The sequence below is a fragment of the Kitasatospora albolonga genome, assembly GCF_039535905.1.
Classification (GTDB): Bacteria; Actinomycetota; Actinomycetes; order Streptomycetales; family Streptomycetaceae; genus Kitasatospora; species Kitasatospora albolonga.
The window spans coordinates 103,693-118,900 of sequence record NZ_BAAAYB010000151.1 but is presented as its reverse complement, the minus strand read 5'-3'; the positions used below and the strand labels follow the sequence as shown (position 1 = coordinate 118,900).

Below are 15,208 nucleotides of genomic sequence, written 5' to 3'. Positions count from 1 at the left end.
AGCTCACCGGCCGTCCTCCGCCGACCTCTCACCCCCGCGCGCGCCCGTGTGCCCGCGTGCCCAAGCACGCCACGCACCGCCGCGCGCCCCCAGAGACCCCGGAGGGCTCACCCCGTCATGTCCGTCTTCACCCTGCTCGACCCCGCCGTCGGCCTGGCCCACGACGCCGTCGCGGCGCTCGCCGCGCACCTGCCGACCGCCCTCGCTGTCGTCCTGTTCACCGCCGCCGTCCGACTGCTGCTCCACCCGCTGGCCCGCGCCGCCGCCAGGGGCGAACGGGTCCGGGCCCGACTGGCGCCCCGGCTGGCCGAGTTGGGCCGCACGCACAAGGAGCGGCCGGAGAGGCTGCGCGAGGCGACCGCGGAGCTGTACCGGTCGGAGGGGGCGTCCCCGTTCGCGGGCTGCCTGCCGATGCTGGCCCAGCTCCCCTTCTTCACCGTGATGTACCGGCTCTTCACCACGCCGAACGACCTGCTCGGCGCGACGCTGTTCGGCGTCCCGCTCGGCCTGCACCCGAGCTCCGCCCACTCCGGGCCCGAACTCGCCCTCTTCGCCGCCGTGTTCGCCGCCCTCGCGGCCCTCGGCTGGCTGGGCTTCCGCCGCGCCCGCCGGACCATGGCCGCCCAGCCGACCCCGCCCGCACCGGGCACCGGGATCGCGCCGTACCTCTCCTACGGCACCGCACAGTTCGCCCTGGTGCTCCCGCTCGCCGGGGCGCTCTACCTGCTCACCACCACCGCCTGGACCCTCGCCGAACGCGCCTGGCTGCACCGCGGCACCGACCCCACGGCGGAGGCCGGTGCCACGGTGGCGCGGACGGTGGCGCGGAAGAGGGGGAAGGCCATGTCCTGAGGCCTCAGCCCCGGTCCCACCCGGCGAGGTAGCGGTCGATCTCACCGATCAGCCGGGCCTTGCCGGGTGCGTCCAGGAAGCTGGCCTCGACCGCGTTGCGGGCCAGCCCGGCCACGCCCGTCTCGTCCAGGCCGAGCAGCCGGGCGGCGACCTGGTACTCGGTGTTCAGGTCGGTGCCGAACATCGGCGGGTCGTCGCTGTTGACCGTCACCAGCAGCCCGGCGTCCACCATCTGACGGATCGGGTGGTCCTCCATCCGCTCCACCGCCCGGGTGGCGATGTTGGACGTCGGGCAGACCTCCAGCGGGATGCGGTGCTCGCCGAGGAAGTCCAGCAGGGCCGGGTCCTTGACCGCCTGGGTGCCGTGGCCGATCCGCTCGGCGCCCAGCACCCGGATCGCGTCCCAGACCGTCTCCGGCCCGGTGGTCTCGCCCGCGTGCGGGACGCTGCGCAGGCCGGCCGCCCGGGCCCGGTCGAAGTAGGGCTTGAACTGCGGCCGCGGCACGCCGATCTCCGGGCCGCCGAGGCCGAAGCTGACCAGGCCCTCGGGGGCCAGGTCGACGGCCAGCCGGGCGGTCTCCTCGGCGGCGGCCAGACCGGCCTCGCCGGGGATGTCGAAGCACCAGCGGAGCACCACGCCGAGGTCCTTCTCGGCGGACTTGCGGGCGTCCTCGATGGCCTCCATGAAGGCCACGTCCGGGATGCCCCGGCTGACCGAGGAGTAGGGGGTGACGGTCAGCTCGGCGTAGCGGATGTTCTGCCGGGCCATGTCCTCGGCCACGCCGTAGGTGAGGGCGCGGACGTCCTCGGCGTCGCGGATCAGGTCGACCACGCTCAGGTAGACCTCGATGAAGTGCGCGAAGTCGGTGAAGGTGAAGTACTCGGCCAGGGCGGCCGGGTCCAGCGGCACCTTGGTCCGGCCCTCGTGACGGGCCGCCAGCTCGGCCACCACCCGGGGCGAGGCGGAGCCGACGTGGTGGACGTGCAGCTCGGCCTTGGGCATCCCCGCGATGAACGCCCCGATGTCCCGCTTGCCCTCAGCGCTCTCGACCACTGCGTTCTCCTCACCTCGTGCACCGTTGCAGTCGCTGCATGCTAACTCCGCCGTGCCCGATGCGTCGGACACGCCGTCAGCCCCCGAGCGCCACCGCCACGGTGTGGATGAGCAACCCGGCCAGCGCGCCGACCACGGTGCCGTTGATCCGGATGAACTGGAGGTCCCGGCCGACGTTGGCCTCGATCTTCCGGGAGGCGTCGTCGGCGTCCCAGCCGGCCACGGTGTCGGAGATCAGCGCGGTGATCTCGGCTCGGTAGGTCTGCACGACGTACCCGGCGGCGTCCTGCAGCCAGCCGTCCGCCTTGGCCTGGAGCCGCCGGTCGGTGGCCAGCCGGCTCCCGAACGCGCGCAGGCCGTCGCGGATGCGGCGCCGCAGCTCGCTCTGCTCGTCCTCGGCGGCGGTCAGCACCAGGGTGCGGACGGCCGCCCAGGAGGAGGCGATCAGGTCCTGCACCTCCGGGCGGGCGAGCAGCTCGTCCTTGGCCCGCTCCACCCGGGCGATGGTGGCCGGGTCCTGCTGGAGCTCGACGGCGAAGTCGGCGAGGAAGTCGTCGACCGCGCCCCGGGCCGGATGGTGCGGGTCGTCCCGGATGTCGGTGACGAAGCGCATCAGCTCCTTGTAGACCCGCTCGCCGACCTGGTGGTCGATGAACTTCGGGGTCCAGCCCGGGGTCTTCTGGGTGATCCGCCCCACCACGTCCTGGTGGTGCCGCGTCAGCCAGTCGTGCACCCGGACGGCGACCAGGTCCACCACCCCGTGGTGACCACCGTCGGCGGCCACCTTGCCGAGCAGCCGGCCGGCCGGTTCGGCCACCGAGGTGGCGGCCGCCCGGCGGGTGACCGCCTCGGCCACCACGGCCTGCACGTCGTCGTCGTTGAGCACCGCGAGCACCCCGCGCAGCGCGGCGGCGGCCTCGCTGGTGACCCGCTCGGCGCTGCCCGGCGCGGCCAGCCACTCGCCGAGCCTCCGGGCGATGCCCATCCGGCCCAGCCGCTCGCGGACCACCGGCGCGGAGAGGAAGTTGTCGCCGACGAAGTCGCCGAGCGACTTGCCGAAGGCGTCCTTCTTGGTCGGGATGATCGCGGTGTGCGGGATCGGCAGCCCGAACGGGCGCCGGAACAGCGCGGTGACGGCGAACCAGTCCGCCAGCGCACCCACCATCCCGGCCTCGGCGGCGGCCGCCACGTACCCGGCCCAGGCGCCCGCCCCGGCGGCGTCGGCCCAGGTGGCCAGGCCGAAGACCACCGTGGCCACCCCGAGCAGCCCGGTGGCGAACAGCTTCATCCGCCGGACGCCCCGGCGCTTCTCCTCGTCGGCGGCGGTGAACCGGACCCCGGTCCCGGCCGTCTGATCGGCACTCACCCCGCCAGTCTGCCCCGGACTCCGGCCGGAGACGGCCGGGGCGCGGTGGAGTTCAGGGGCAGTTCCGGGTCACCCCGAGGAGTTCAGCACGACGGGCCGGCCCCGCCGCCGAGCACGATCCGGTGCACTCCGGCCCAGCGCGCCGGATCGGTGACCCGCCGCCCGTCCAGCAGCACCCGCACCCCGGGCAGCTGCTCGGCCCCCAGCGTCCGGTACTCGGCGTGGTCGGTCTGCACGATCGCCGCGCTCACCGGCTCGCCCCGGTGCGGCGGCAGCCCGAGCGCGGTCAGCTCCTCGGCCCCGTACAGCGGGTCGGCGACGTACGGCCGGGCCCCGGCCGCCCAGAGGGCGTCCACCAACGGGAAGACGCCGGAGCAGGCGGTCTCCTTCACCCCGCCCCGGTAGGCCGCGCCGAGCACCAGCACCGGACGGTCCGTCAGGTCGAGCACGGCGGCCAGCCGGTCCACCGCGTGGCCGGGCATGGCGAGGTTGGCCTCCCGGGCGGCGCGGACCACGGTCGCGGAGGGGTCGCCCCAGAGGTAGAGCCGGGGGTAGACCGGGATGCAGTGGCCGCCGACCGCCACGCCGGGACGGTGCAGGTGGCTGTAGGGCTGGGAGTTGCAGGCCTCGGCCACCTCGGCGAAGTCCACCCCGATCCGGTCGGCGTAGCGGGCGAACTGGTTGGCCAGCCCGATGTTGACGTCCCGGTAGGTGGTCTCGGCCAGCTTGGCGAACTCGGCCGCCTCGGCGGACGCCAGCGCCCACACGCCGTTCGGCCGGGGCAGCTCGGGCCGGTGGTCGAAGTCCAGCACCGCGGTGTAGAACTCCACGCCCTGCCGGGTGGAGCGCTCGTCGATGCCGCCGACCAGCTTGGGGTAGCGGCGCAGATCGGCGAAGACGCTGCCCGAGGAGACCCGTTCGGGGCTGAACACCAGCCCGAAGTCCGCTCCGGGGCGCAGCCCGGAGCGGGCCGCCAGCCGCTCGGCCACCCGGCCCCGGACGGTGCCCACCGGGAGGGTGGTCTCGTACGAGACCAGCGCCCCGCGCCGCAGCCCGGCCGCCACGGCGTCGGTGGCCGCGTCCAGCAGGGCGAAGTCCGGGCTGTGGTCGGGAGCGGTGAGCAGCGGCACCGCGACCACCACCACCGAGGCCCCGGCCACGGCGGCCGCCGTGTCGCCCCCGGCGGTCAGCCGGCCCTCCGCGACGGCCCGCTTCAGCCGGTCCGCCAGCTCGGGCTCGCCGGGGAACGGGGTCTCGCCGTCGTTCACCTGACGGACCACCAGCGGCGCGACGTCCGCCCCGAGCACCCGCCACCCGCTCCCGGCGCACTGCACCGCGAGCGGCAGCCCGATCTTGCCCAGCCCGACCACGCAGACCGTACGGTCCACCGCCGCCGCGCCGTCCTCCCCCGCCACCGGCACACCCTCCGCCGCCGCCACCGCCGCGCCGTCCACCCCCGCGCCGTCCACCCCCGCGCCGTCCACCGCCGTGCCGTCCATCTCCGCCACCACTCCCGTCAGCCCCCGCTCACCTTGGTGGTGAACCGCCGCCACCCGGCCCGGCGCCGCAACTCCCGCCGGGCCCGCTCCGGCACCACGTCCCGCCAGAGCTGCCGCGGCACCGCCAGCCGCTCCCCCGGCCCCCCGCCGGCCCCGGCCTCGTCCTCGACCAGCCCGCGCACCGCCCGCCAGCGGCCCTCGGCCGCCAGCTCCAGCCGCAGCCGCTCGGCGGTCCCCAGCTCGGGGAGCACCGAGCAGTGCTCCCGCACCAGTCGCCCGACGCCCTCCACCAGACGCCGCTGCTCGCCCGGCGCCAGGTCGAGCAGGCCGGCCCGGAGCAGCTGCGGCACGTCCCAGCCGAAGTGACGGAGGTTCAGCGCCCGGCGCTCGGGGCTGCCCGGTGCGGTGAACTGCTCGACCACGGCGGTGATCGCCTCCAGGCCGCGCAGCCGGTTGAGCAGGCCGGAGCGGACGGTGACGTTGCCGCGGTCGGCCCGGAGCACCGCGTGGTAGCAGTCGTAGTCGGCCAGCACCGAGACCGGGCCCTCGGCCCGCAGCAGGGCCTGCAGGGTGAAGGGCTGGTCGGAGTAGACCGGCAGGTCCTCCCGGCGGCGGACGCCGTGCCGCACCAGCGGCTCCCGGCGGAACAGCTTGGTGTCGGAGAGCGCCCAGGCCAGCGCCGAGTCGGCGAAGGTGACCGACGGCTCGGTCCGGTCGAAGACGCCCTGCGGGACGTGCCGTCCGCCCTCACCCACCATCCGGCCGAGCACCACGTCCGAGCCGTACCGGTCGGCCATCGCGACCATCAGCTCCAGCGCGCGCGGGCCGAGCCAGTCGTCCGCGCCCAGGTAGAACACGTACCGGCCGCGGGCCAGGTCGGTGGCGCGGTTGCTGGGGGCGGCGGGGCCGCCCGAGTTGGGCTGGTGGACCACCCGGAACAGGCCGGGGTGCGCGGCGGCGAAGCGGTCCAGCTCGGCCCCGCTGCCGTCGGTGGAACCGTCGTCCACGGCGACCACCTCCAGGCGTCCGGGGCCCAGGGTCTGCCGCACCAGGGAGCTCAGACAGACCGTCAGGTACGGCATGGTGTCGTAGACCGCGACCACCACGGTGACGTCGGGCACCCGCCCCTCACCGGCGCTCATCCGGCCACCTCCAACCGGCGCTCATCCGGCCACCTCCAGGGGTACGGGCCGCCCGGCGGCGGCCAGGACGGACTCGGCGACCGTGACGGTGCGCAGGCCCTCGGCCAGCGGGACGATGGTGGCGGGGCGCCCGGCCACCGCCTCCCGGAACTGCTCGTGCTCGCTGAGCAGCGGCTCCCGCTTGGGGAAGGCGTACCGGACCACGTCGCCCTCGGTCACCCCGCGGAAGGCCCGGACCAGCTCCCACTCGGTGGCCACCGCGCCGTTGGCGTGCAGGGTGAGGTCACCGGTCAGGGTGTCGGCGACCAGGCAGCCGCGCTCCCCGGTGACCGCGACCTGGCGCTCCTTCTGCGGGCTGAGCCAGTTCACCAGGTGGCTGACCATGGTGCCGTCGGCGAGGGTGCCCACCACCGCGACCATGTCCTCGTGCGGACGGCCGCTCTTGCGCACCGTCCTGGCCGCCACCGAGGCGTAGGCCTGGCCGGTGATCCAGCCGGTCAGGTCGATGTCGTGGGTGGCCAGGTCCTGCACCACCCCGACGTCGGCGATCCGCTGCGGGAAGGGGCCCTGACGGCGGGTCGACACCTGGTAGACCTCGCCCAGCTCGCCCGCCGCGAGCCGGGTGCGCAGCTGCTGGAGCGCCGGGTTGTACCGCTCCACCTGGCCCACCCCGGCGACCAGCCCGTCGAAGGCGGCCACCAGGCGGCCGGCCGCCCGGGAGTCCGGGGCCAGCGGCTTCTCGATCAGCGCGGGCACGCCCGCCTCCGCGAGCCGGAGTCCGACGGCCTCGTGCTCGGCGGTGGGGCAGGCCACCACCGCGTAGTCGATGCCGAGGGCGAGCAGCCGTTCGAGCTTGCGCAGCACCGGCACCCCGCACGGGCCCGCTCCCCCCAACGGGTCCACCACACCGGCCAGTTCGACACCGGGGAGACCGCCGAGCACCCGGGCGTGGTTGCGCCCCATCGCCCCGAAGCCGATCAGCCCGGCCCGCAGCGGGGCACCGCTGCGCTGCCGCCCCACGGAACGGGTCCGCTGCTCGGCCCTGACCAGTCCGGGCCGGCTCCCGCTCTCAGGCGACCGCACTCGACACCGCCCCGTCCCCACGACGTACGGCCGGGTCGGCCCGGTCGACCGGTCCGACCGCGCCCAGGGCGCCGCGGACCGCCTCCGCCACCCGCGCCACCTCCCGCTCCGTCAGCGAGGGGTGCACCGGGAGCGAGAGCACCTCGGCCGCCGCCAGGTCCGTCTCCGGCAGCTCCCACCGGCCCCGGAAGGGCGGCAGCCGGTGGATCGGCACCGGGTAGTACACCTCGCTGCCCACCCCCGCCGCCGCCAACTCGCCGCGCAGCCGGTCCCGTCGGGCGCCGAGGACGCGCACGGTGTACTGGTGGTAGACGTGTCGGGCCCCGGCCGCCACCGCCGGGGTGACCAGCCCGGCCGCGTCGAGACCGGCCAACTCGCGGTCCAGCAGGGCCGCATGGGCGCGTCGCCGCTCGTTGGCGGCCGGCAGCCGCCGCAGCTGGACCCGGCCGACGGCCGCGGAGACGTCCGTCATCCGCAGGTTGGCCCCGACGATCTCGTTCCGGTAGCGCTGCTCCATGCCCTGGTTGCGCAGCAGCCGCAGCTTCCGGGCCACCGCCGGGTCGGCCACCGTCACCATGCCGCCCTCCAGGGCGTGCATGTTCTTGGTCGGGTAGAAGCTGAAGCAGCCCGCCGCCCCGAAGGCGCCGGCCGCGGTGGCGCCCAGGGCGGCGCCGTGCGCCTGGCAGGCGTCCTCCACCACGGCCAGTCCGTGCCGCTCCGCCAGCCTCCCCAACCCGCCCATGGCGGCGGGGTGCCCGTACAGGTGGACGGGGAGCAGCGCTGCCGTACGGGGGCCGACGGCGGCGGCCGCGGCGGCCGGGTCCAGGCCGAAGCTCCCGGGCTCGATGTCGGCGAAGACCGGCTCGGCCCCGGCCAGCCGGACGGCGTTGGCGGTGGCGGCGAAGGAGAACGAGGGCACCACCACCTCGTCGCCCGGCCCGATGCCGAGGGCCAGCAGGGCCAGGTGGAGGGCGGAGGTGCCCGAGTTGACGGCCACGCACTCCCGGCCGTCCACCAGCTCGGCGAACTCCCGCTCGAAGGCCGCGACTTCGGGCCCCTGGACCACCGAGCCGGAGCGCAGCACGCGCACCGCCGCCGCGATCTCCTCGTCCCCGATCACCGGCCGCGCCACCGGCACCGGCCCCTCCGTGCTGCCGGTCTGCCCCGCCATCCCCGCCCAACTCCTCGTGCCCGTGCGGTACTCCGGGATGTCAACGAGCAGCGACACCCCGGAGTCACGGAATCCACCCTCACGAGTGAACGCACCGCACACCTGATCACCGGGTCAGCCGATCGCCACCTCGGCGTACATCCGCGCGATCACGTCCTCGATGGCCGGCTCGCGCACCGAGAGGTCGACCAGCGGGTACCGCTCCGCGACCGCCGCCACCAGCGGGGCGGCGCTCTGCTCGGCCGGGAAGGCCAGCCACTGCCGCGGCCCCTCGACCTTCACCACCCGGGCTCCGGGCACCGCGATCTCCGGCCCCTCCTCGGCCAGGTCGACCACCAGGGTGCGCTCGCTCTCCGCCGCCGCGTGCAGCCCGTCCAGGCCGCCGTCGTAGACCACCCGCCCGTGGTCGATCACCATCACCCGGCCGCACAGCTGCTCGATGTCGGTCAGGTCGTGGGTGGTGAGCAGGACCGTGGTGCCCCGGTCCCGGTTGACCTCGCGCAGGAACTCCCGGACCCGGGCCTTGCTCACCACGTCCAGCCCGATGGTGGGCTCGTCCAGGTAGAGCACCTGCGGGTCGTGCAGCAGGGCCGCCGCCAGGTCGCCTCGCATCCGCTGGCCGAGCGAGAGCTGGCGCACCGGGGTGTCCAACAGGCTTCCCAGGTCCAGCAGTTCGACGCAGCGACCGAGGTTCTCCCGGTACCGGGCGTCGGGGATGCGGTAGATCCGCCGGGCCAGCTCGTAGGAGTCGCGCAGCGGCAGGTCCCACCAGAGGGTGGTGCGCTGGCCGAACACCACCCCGATCCGGCGGGCCAGCTGCACCCGCTCCCGGGCGGGCTCGACCCCGGCCACCCGCAGCCGGCCGGCCGTGGGCACCAGGATGCCGGTGAGCATCTTGATGGTGGTGGACTTCCCGGCGCCGTTCGGCCCGATGTAGCCGACGCACTCGCCGGCCTCCACCCGGAAGCTCAGCCCGTCCACCGCGCGGACCGTCCGCTTCTCCCGGCGGAACCGGCCGGCCTTCGCCCGCACGGTGAACTCCCGGCTGACGTCGTCGAGTTCGATCAGAGACATGTGTCCGTACCTCCGTACGCGAGAGTGGTCAGTTGCCGGTGCCGCGGTAGGCCCGCAGCCCGGCCCGCCAGGCCAGCCCGGCGGCCAGCACGCAGAGCAGGGCGGCCACCGGCGAGGCGAAGCGGAAGGCCTCGGGCAGGCCGAGCGGGTCCGGCTTGCCCAGGACGTGCAGCGCGGGCAGCCAGTTGACGAAGGCCAGCGGCAGGCCGAAGACGGTGCCCGCCACCACCTCCTTGGCGAAGACGGTCGGCGGGTACTGCAGCAGGGTGCCGCCGCCGTAGGTGAAGGCGTTCTGGAACTCGCCGGCCTCGCCCCACCAGAACTGCACGGTGGCGAAGCCGATGAAGACGGTGCAGAAGATGACGCTGCCGCAGACGAGCATCACCGCGAGCAGCAGTACCTTGTCCGCCGTCCACCGCACGTCCAGCCGCCCGATCGCCCAGCCCAGCACCGCGGCGGCCTGGATCGGACGGCCGACCCGGCGCAGGGTGAAGCGCTCGGCGCAGAGCTGGGCCAGCACGGCGGCGGGCCTGATCAGCATGGTGTCCAGGGTGCCGGTGCGGATCCGGTCGCCGAGCGCGTCCACGCAGCCGACCAGCAGGTTGGCCGTGCCCAGGGCGAAGCCGGAGGTGCCGTACAGGAAGGCGAGTTCGGCCAGCGACCAGCCGCCGAGCTGCTCGGTGTGCTGGAACATCAGCAGGATCACCACGAAGTCCAGCGCGGTGATCACGGTGCTGGCCACCAGCATCATGGTGAAGGAGGCCCGGTAGGCCATGCTGGCCCGGTTCCACATGGCGGCCACCAGCCACCAGGAGCGCAGCGCCCAGGCGGCCTTGGCGGCGAAGCCCTGGCGGGGGAGCAGGAGTTCAGCCACCCTGGACCACCACCTTGCGGGTGGCCAGCAGCTGGACACCCCTGCCGAGGGCCAGCAGGCCGACGGCCCAGGCGAGCTGGAAGGCCAGGCCGGTGAACAGGGCGGCGCCGGTGCGCCGTTCCAGGATGACGTCGGTGGGGATCTGCACCATGCCGGACCAGGGCAGCACGGTCGCCAGGGTGCCCAGCCAGCCGGGGTAGACCACCACCGGGAGCAGCGCGCCGGAGAAGAACATCGCGACCACCACCATCACCGAGCGGATGCCCTCCGAGTCGTGCAGCCAGAAGCCGGTGAGCGCGACCAGGAAGCGCAGCCCGAAGCTGACCACCACCGCGAGCAGCACCGAGAGCAGGAAGGCGGCCCAGACCAGCGGGCTGACGGGGAGGGCGAAGCCGAAGGCCAGCGCGCCGATCGCGGTGGGCGCCAGGCCCCGGCCGAGCAGTTGGAAACCGGCCCGGCCGAGGTCGGTCGCCAGCCACCAGCCCATGAAGTCCACCGGCCGGTAGAGGTCGACCGCGATGTCGCCGGTGCGGAAGCGCTGCTGGACGTCGTCCTGGAAACCGCCGCCCCAGACCGCGACGGTCATCAGCAGCGACTGGCTGACCCAGATGTAGGCCACCGCCCGGTCGGCGTCGTAGCCGCCGAGCCCGGGGCGGGCCTGCCAGAGGGCCAGGAAGGTGTAGGCGAGGACGAAGCCGAAGACGGTGTTGGTGAAGACCCCGGCCAGGGTGGCCGCCCGGTAGGTCGAGTAGCGGCGGAACGCCCCGGCCGCCACCCCGAGGTAGAGCCGGGCGGTGCCCGACCGATCCGGAGGGCGGAGCCGCTGTGCGAGCAGCATCATGTGTCTCCTTGTCGACTTTTCTGTCCGCGCGGGGGCGCGCGGAGGCATGGCGAAGTGCGCGGCAGGAACGCACCCGGGGGCAGACCGGAGCGGCTCCGACCGGCTGGCCCCCGGGGGTGCCGGGAGTCGCGGGCGGAGCTGGTGGTCTGCGCTGGGACCTGCTGCGCTATGGGGTTGTCACCTTTCAACGTACCGCCGACGCCCGCACCGCGCAGCCGATTTACCGCCGGACCGCCACGCCGCCCACCGCTCCACCCGTCGCTCCGCTCGCCCCGCCCCTTCCCGCCCGCCCCGTCAAACCACCTGATTCAGCGTCAAATCGCCCATACTTCCCCCATGGACCAGCAGCCGGAGCGCCGAGACGCCGACGGACCGGCCCCCGACAGCCTGGAGTCGGAGGACCGGGCCGAGGGCTCCCGGCGTGACCGCCGTCGCGCCCGGCGCACGGCCCGCAGGACGCGCCGCCGGGCCCTGCCCTGGTGGCGTCGGCTGGTGCCCACCTGGCGGATGGTGGTCGCCACCCTGCTCACCCTGCTGCTGCTCGGCCTGGCCGGCTTCGTGACGCTCTACCTGATCGTCCCCGTCCCGGACCCGAACACCCGGGCGGTGGCCCAGAGCAACGTCTACTTCTACGCCGACGGCACCACCGAACTGGCCCGCACCGGCTCGGTGAACCGCCAGGACGTGCCGATCCGTCAGATCCCGCTGGACACCCAGCACGCGGTGGTCTCCGCCGAGGACCGCAGCTTCTACCGGAACAAGGGCGTCGACCTGCGCGGGATGGCGCGGGCGGCGTGGAACACCGCCACCGGCAAGGGCACCCAGGGCGGCTCCACCATCACCCAGCAGTACGTCAAGAACTACTACCTGACCCAGGACCAGACCCTCTCCCGCAAGGTCAGGGAGCTCTTCATCGCGCTCAAGGTCGACCAGCGGCAGAGCAAGGACGAGATCCTCCAGGGCTACCTCAACACCAGCTACTTCGGCCGCAACGCCTACGGCATCCAGACCGCCGCCAAGGCCTACTACGGGGTGGACGTCTCCCGGCTGAGCGTCGGTCAGGGCGCCTACCTGGCCGCCCTGTTGCAGGCCCCCAGCGCCTACGACGTGAAGACCGCCACCCCGGTCAACCGCGACCGCGCCCTGGCCCGGTGGAACTACGTGCTGGACGGCATGGTCTCGCTCGGCTTCCTGGACGCCGCCGCCCGGGCCGCCACCGCCTTCCCCGAACCGCTGGACCCGCAGCCGGTCACCGGCCTCGGTGGCCAGGCCGGGTACCTGGTGGAGATCGCCGACTCCTACCTCACCGGCAACGACGTGCTGGACGCCGCCACCCTCAAGGCCGGCGGCTGGCGGATCACCACCACCTTCGACAAGGCCCGGCAGGACGCCTTCGTCCAGGCGGTGAAGGACGAGCTGACCAGCGAGCTGGACCCGGCCGCGCGCCCCGGCACCGACACCGACGTCCGGGTCGCCGGGGCCTCGGTGGAGCCGGCCACCGGGAAGCTGGTGGCCGCGTACGGCGGGCCGGACTACGCCAAACAGCAGTACAACGACGCGCTCCGGCAGGACAACCAGGTCGGCTCCACCTTCAAGCCCTTCGACCTGGCGGCCGGGCTGGAGGGCGGCCGCACCCAGGACGGGCGGCCGATCACCACCCAGGCCCTCTACGACGGCTCCACCCGCCGACCGGTGGTCGGCGGCCCGACCGCCTACGCCCCGCCCAACGAGGACGACGTCGACTACGGCTCGATCACCCTGCGGTACGCCATGGTGAAGTCGGTGAACTCGGTCTACGCCCAGGAGGGCGTGGACGCCGGGCTGGCGAAGGTCCGGGACACCGCCGTCCGGCTCGGACTGCCCGCGGCCACCCCCGGCATGGACCCGGCCAACTCCTCGATGACGCTGGGCACCGCCACCCCGAGCGCGGTGGACCTGGCCGCCGCCTACGCCGCGCTCGCCAACCACGGCCAGGCGTACGCCCCGTGGGCGGTGCTGAAGCTGGAGCGCTCCAGCGGCTACACCGACCTGCCCGAACTCCCCGCCCACACCGCACGGGAGGCGGTCGGCCGGGGCACCGCCGACGCCGTCACCGACGTGCTCCAGGACGTCGTCGCCCCCGGCGGCACCGGCGCCCGGGCCCTCGGGCTGCGCCGCCCGGCGGCCGGCAAGACCGGCACCACCGACAGCAACCGGTCCGCCTGGTTCGCCGGGTACACGCCCGAACTGGCCACCGTGGTCGGCCTGTTCAGGGAGAACCCGGACACCCACGCCAAGGAGTCGCTGGCCGGCACGGCCGGCTACAGCCGGATCAACGGCGGGGCCTTCCCCACCCAGATCTGGACCGCCTACATGACCGGGGCGCTGCGCGGCTCCCCCGTGCGGCAGTTCGACCTCCAGCCCAGCCGGGGCAACGCGCAGCCGTCCGAACCGGCCTCGCCGACGGCCTCCGCGACGGCCTCGGCCACCGCCCCGCCCACCATCTCGCCGACGGCCTCCACGACGGCCCCGAGCCGGACCCCGGTGGCCCCGCTCTCCCCCTCGTCCCCGCTCTCCCCGTCCCGGCGCCCGGACCGCTCCCCCACCGGCACGCCGTCCGGCAGCGGCTCCGCCACGGCGACCGGCCCGGCCGCACCGCCCAGCCGGCTCCCCGCGCAGGGCACCAGCCGGGCACCGGGCCCGGCGGACCAGGAGGCCGCCGCGGCCCGCGCTCCCGAGTCCCCGTCAGGCCCTCAGAGGTAGAGCCCGGTCGAGCCCTCCGCGTCACCGAAACGGACGGCCGCCACCGCGTGCAGGTCGCGCTCGCGCAGCAGCACGTAGGTGGCGCCGCCCACCTCCACCTCCAGCTTGTCCTCCGGGTCGTACAGCACCCGGTCGCCCGGCTCCACCGAGCGCACGCTCTGGCCGACCGCGGCCGCCTCGGCCCAGGTGCAGCGCTTGGACAGCTCGGCGGTGGCCGGGATGAGGATGCCGCCGGTGGAGCGGCGCTCCCCCTCGCTGCCCTCGGTCTTCACCAGCACCCGGTCGTGCAGCATCTTGATCGGCAGCTTCTCGCCCAGACGCTCGTGCCTGGTCTGTTCCCGCTGCTCGTTCAGCTCTTCGTTCACGCCCCCGACGGTACCCGGACACCCGCGCCGGCGTGACGCCGGACCGGCACACGGAGACGGGGCCGGGCCCGATCGGCCCGACCCCGTCCGCCTGCTCCGCGTACTCAGTCGCGTCCGCGACCCCGCCGCCGCACCGCGGCGACCAGCAGCACCACGCCGACGCCGACCAGCGCCGCCGGGACGATCCGGTCCGGGCGCGGCTGTCCCTTCTCGTCGGTGAACCGCGCCTTGAGCTGCTCCACCGCACCACTGGCGGCCACGTACGCCCGGCCGGCCTTCTCCTCGACCGCGCCCGCCACCTTGGCCTTGGTCTGGGCGGCGATGGTGCTCGGGTGCACCCGGACCGCCAGCTCGTCCAGGGTCGCCGCGAGCTGGGTGCGGGTGCGCGCGATGTCCGCCTCGATCTGTGCGGTGGACCGCCCCGCGTTCTGCTGTGCTCCGGCCTTGCCCACTCGGGCCACCCCTTCTCACTCGGTCTTGCGCTACGTCAGGTGTCAGTCTGTCAGCTCCCCGCCCGGGCCGCGCAGTGCCACCCACCAACGGAGGTAGGTTGGCCGAGGCACGACCCACGAGCGAGCACGAGGAGAAGCCCCACCATGAGCGAGCGCCTTCAGGCCGGCGACACCGCCCCCGCCTTCACCCTGCCGGACGCCGACGGCAACCAGGTCTCCCTCGCCGACCACCTCGGCCGCAAGGTGATCGTCTACTTCTACCCGGCCGCCCTCACCCCCGGCTGCACCAAGCAGGCCTGCGACTTCACCGACAACCTGGAGGTCTTCGCCGGCTCCGGCTACGACGTGATCGGCATCTCCCCGGACAAGCCGGCCAAGCTCGGCAAGTTCCGCGAGGCCGAGAACCTCAAGGTCACCCTGCTCGCCGACGAGGACCACGCCGTCCTGGAGGCCTACGCCGCCTACGGCGAGAAGGTCAACTACGGCCGCACCTACCAGGGCGTCATCCGGTCCACCGTGATCGTCGACGAGGAGGGCAAGGTCGAGCGCGCCCTCTACAACGTCAAGGCCACCGGCCACGTCGCCAAGCTGCTGCGCGACCTGAAGATCGAGACCGCCTGACCGTCCGTCAGGAACGCGAAGGAGCGGTGGCGGTGCACCCCCCGACCGGGTGCACCGCCACCGCCGTCTGTT

14 protein-coding genes are annotated in these 15,208 nt (G+C 74.4%); 3 read left to right on the top strand and 11 right to left on the bottom strand.

Going from position 1 to position 15,208, the window contains the following annotated elements; translation table 11 throughout:
- Positions 1-117 precede the first annotated feature (117 nt).
- A complete protein-coding gene (locus ABD946_RS38840; protein WP_345290451.1) occupies positions 118-852 on the top strand; it encodes a YidC/Oxa1 family membrane protein insertase in 735 nt (244 codons plus the stop codon).
- 4 nt (positions 853-856) lie between these two features.
- Here ABD946_RS38840 and ABD946_RS38835 read toward each other — a convergent pair whose 3' ends face one another.
- The 9 genes from ABD946_RS38835 to ABD946_RS38795 form a co-directional block, all read right to left on the bottom strand.
- Positions 857-1,906: an adenosine deaminase gene (locus ABD946_RS38835; protein ID WP_345290450.1), complete on the bottom strand. Its 1,050-nt coding sequence runs from the start codon at positions 1,904-1,906 to the stop codon at positions 857-859.
- Between the two features lie 76 nt (positions 1,907-1,982).
- Positions 1,983-3,272, bottom strand: a complete 1,290-nt coding sequence (locus ABD946_RS38830) for a DUF445 domain-containing protein (protein WP_345290449.1) — start codon at positions 3,270-3,272, stop codon at positions 1,983-1,985.
- An 83-nt stretch (positions 3,273-3,355) separates the two neighbouring features.
- Positions 3,356-4,771 (bottom strand): nucleotide sugar dehydrogenase, encoded by a 1,416-nt coding sequence (locus ABD946_RS38825; RefSeq protein WP_345290448.1) that lies wholly within the window; start codon positions 4,769-4,771, stop codon positions 3,356-3,358.
- Positions 4,772-4,788: 17 nt separating this feature from the next.
- Positions 4,789-5,913: a glycosyltransferase family 2 protein gene (locus tag ABD946_RS38820; RefSeq protein WP_345290447.1), complete on the bottom strand. Its 1,125-nt coding sequence runs from the start codon at positions 5,911-5,913 to the stop codon at positions 4,789-4,791.
- 21 nt (positions 5,914-5,934) lie between these two features.
- Positions 5,935-6,933, bottom strand: coding sequence for a Gfo/Idh/MocA family protein (locus tag ABD946_RS38815; protein ID WP_345290446.1), 999 nt, complete (start codon positions 6,931-6,933; stop codon positions 5,935-5,937).
- Positions 6,934-6,982: 49 nt separating this feature from the next.
- Complete coding sequence (locus ABD946_RS38810) at positions 6,983-8,167, bottom strand: DegT/DnrJ/EryC1/StrS family aminotransferase (RefSeq protein WP_345290445.1); 1,185 nt, start codon at positions 8,165-8,167, stop codon at positions 6,983-6,985.
- Positions 8,168-8,281: 114 nt separating this feature from the next.
- Complete coding sequence (locus ABD946_RS38805; RefSeq protein WP_345290444.1) at positions 8,282-9,241, bottom strand: ABC transporter ATP-binding protein; 960 nt, start codon at positions 9,239-9,241, stop codon at positions 8,282-8,284.
- Between the two features lie 28 nt (positions 9,242-9,269).
- Complete coding sequence (locus tag ABD946_RS38800) at positions 9,270-10,034, bottom strand: ABC transporter permease (RefSeq protein ID WP_380149643.1); 765 nt, start codon at positions 10,032-10,034, stop codon at positions 9,270-9,272.
- Between the two features lie 73 nt (positions 10,035-10,107).
- A complete protein-coding gene (locus ABD946_RS38795) occupies positions 10,108-10,956 on the bottom strand; it encodes an ABC transporter permease (RefSeq protein ID WP_345290442.1) in 849 nt (282 codons plus the stop codon).
- Positions 10,957-11,292: 336 nt separating this feature from the next.
- Here ABD946_RS38795 and ABD946_RS38790 point away from each other — a divergent pair, with 336 nt between their 5' ends.
- Entirely contained in the window at positions 11,293-13,698 is a 2,406-nt protein-coding gene (locus ABD946_RS38790) for a transglycosylase domain-containing protein (RefSeq protein WP_345290441.1), read from the top strand.
- On the opposite strand, the gene ABD946_RS38785 is transcribed toward ABD946_RS38790, so the two are convergent.
- Together ABD946_RS38785 and ABD946_RS38780 are read right to left on the bottom strand one after the other, a co-directional pair.
- Entirely contained in the window at positions 13,689-13,991 is a 303-nt protein-coding gene (locus ABD946_RS38785) for a GroES family chaperonin (protein WP_345290461.1), read from the bottom strand. The two genes, ABD946_RS38790 and ABD946_RS38785, sit on opposite strands and share 10 nt — an antisense overlap.
- 176 nt (positions 13,992-14,167) lie before the next feature.
- Entirely contained in the window at positions 14,168-14,515 is a 348-nt protein-coding gene (locus ABD946_RS38780) for a DUF3618 domain-containing protein (protein ID WP_345290440.1), read from the bottom strand.
- Between the two features lie 144 nt (positions 14,516-14,659).
- Here ABD946_RS38780 and bcp point away from each other — a divergent pair, with 144 nt between their 5' ends.
- Positions 14,660-15,136 carry a thioredoxin-dependent thiol peroxidase gene (gene bcp / locus ABD946_RS38775; RefSeq protein ID WP_345290439.1) on the top strand — a complete coding sequence of 159 codons (477 nt, stop codon included), beginning with the start codon at positions 14,660-14,662 and terminating at the stop codon, positions 15,134-15,136.
- Positions 15,137-15,208 lie beyond the last annotated feature (72 nt).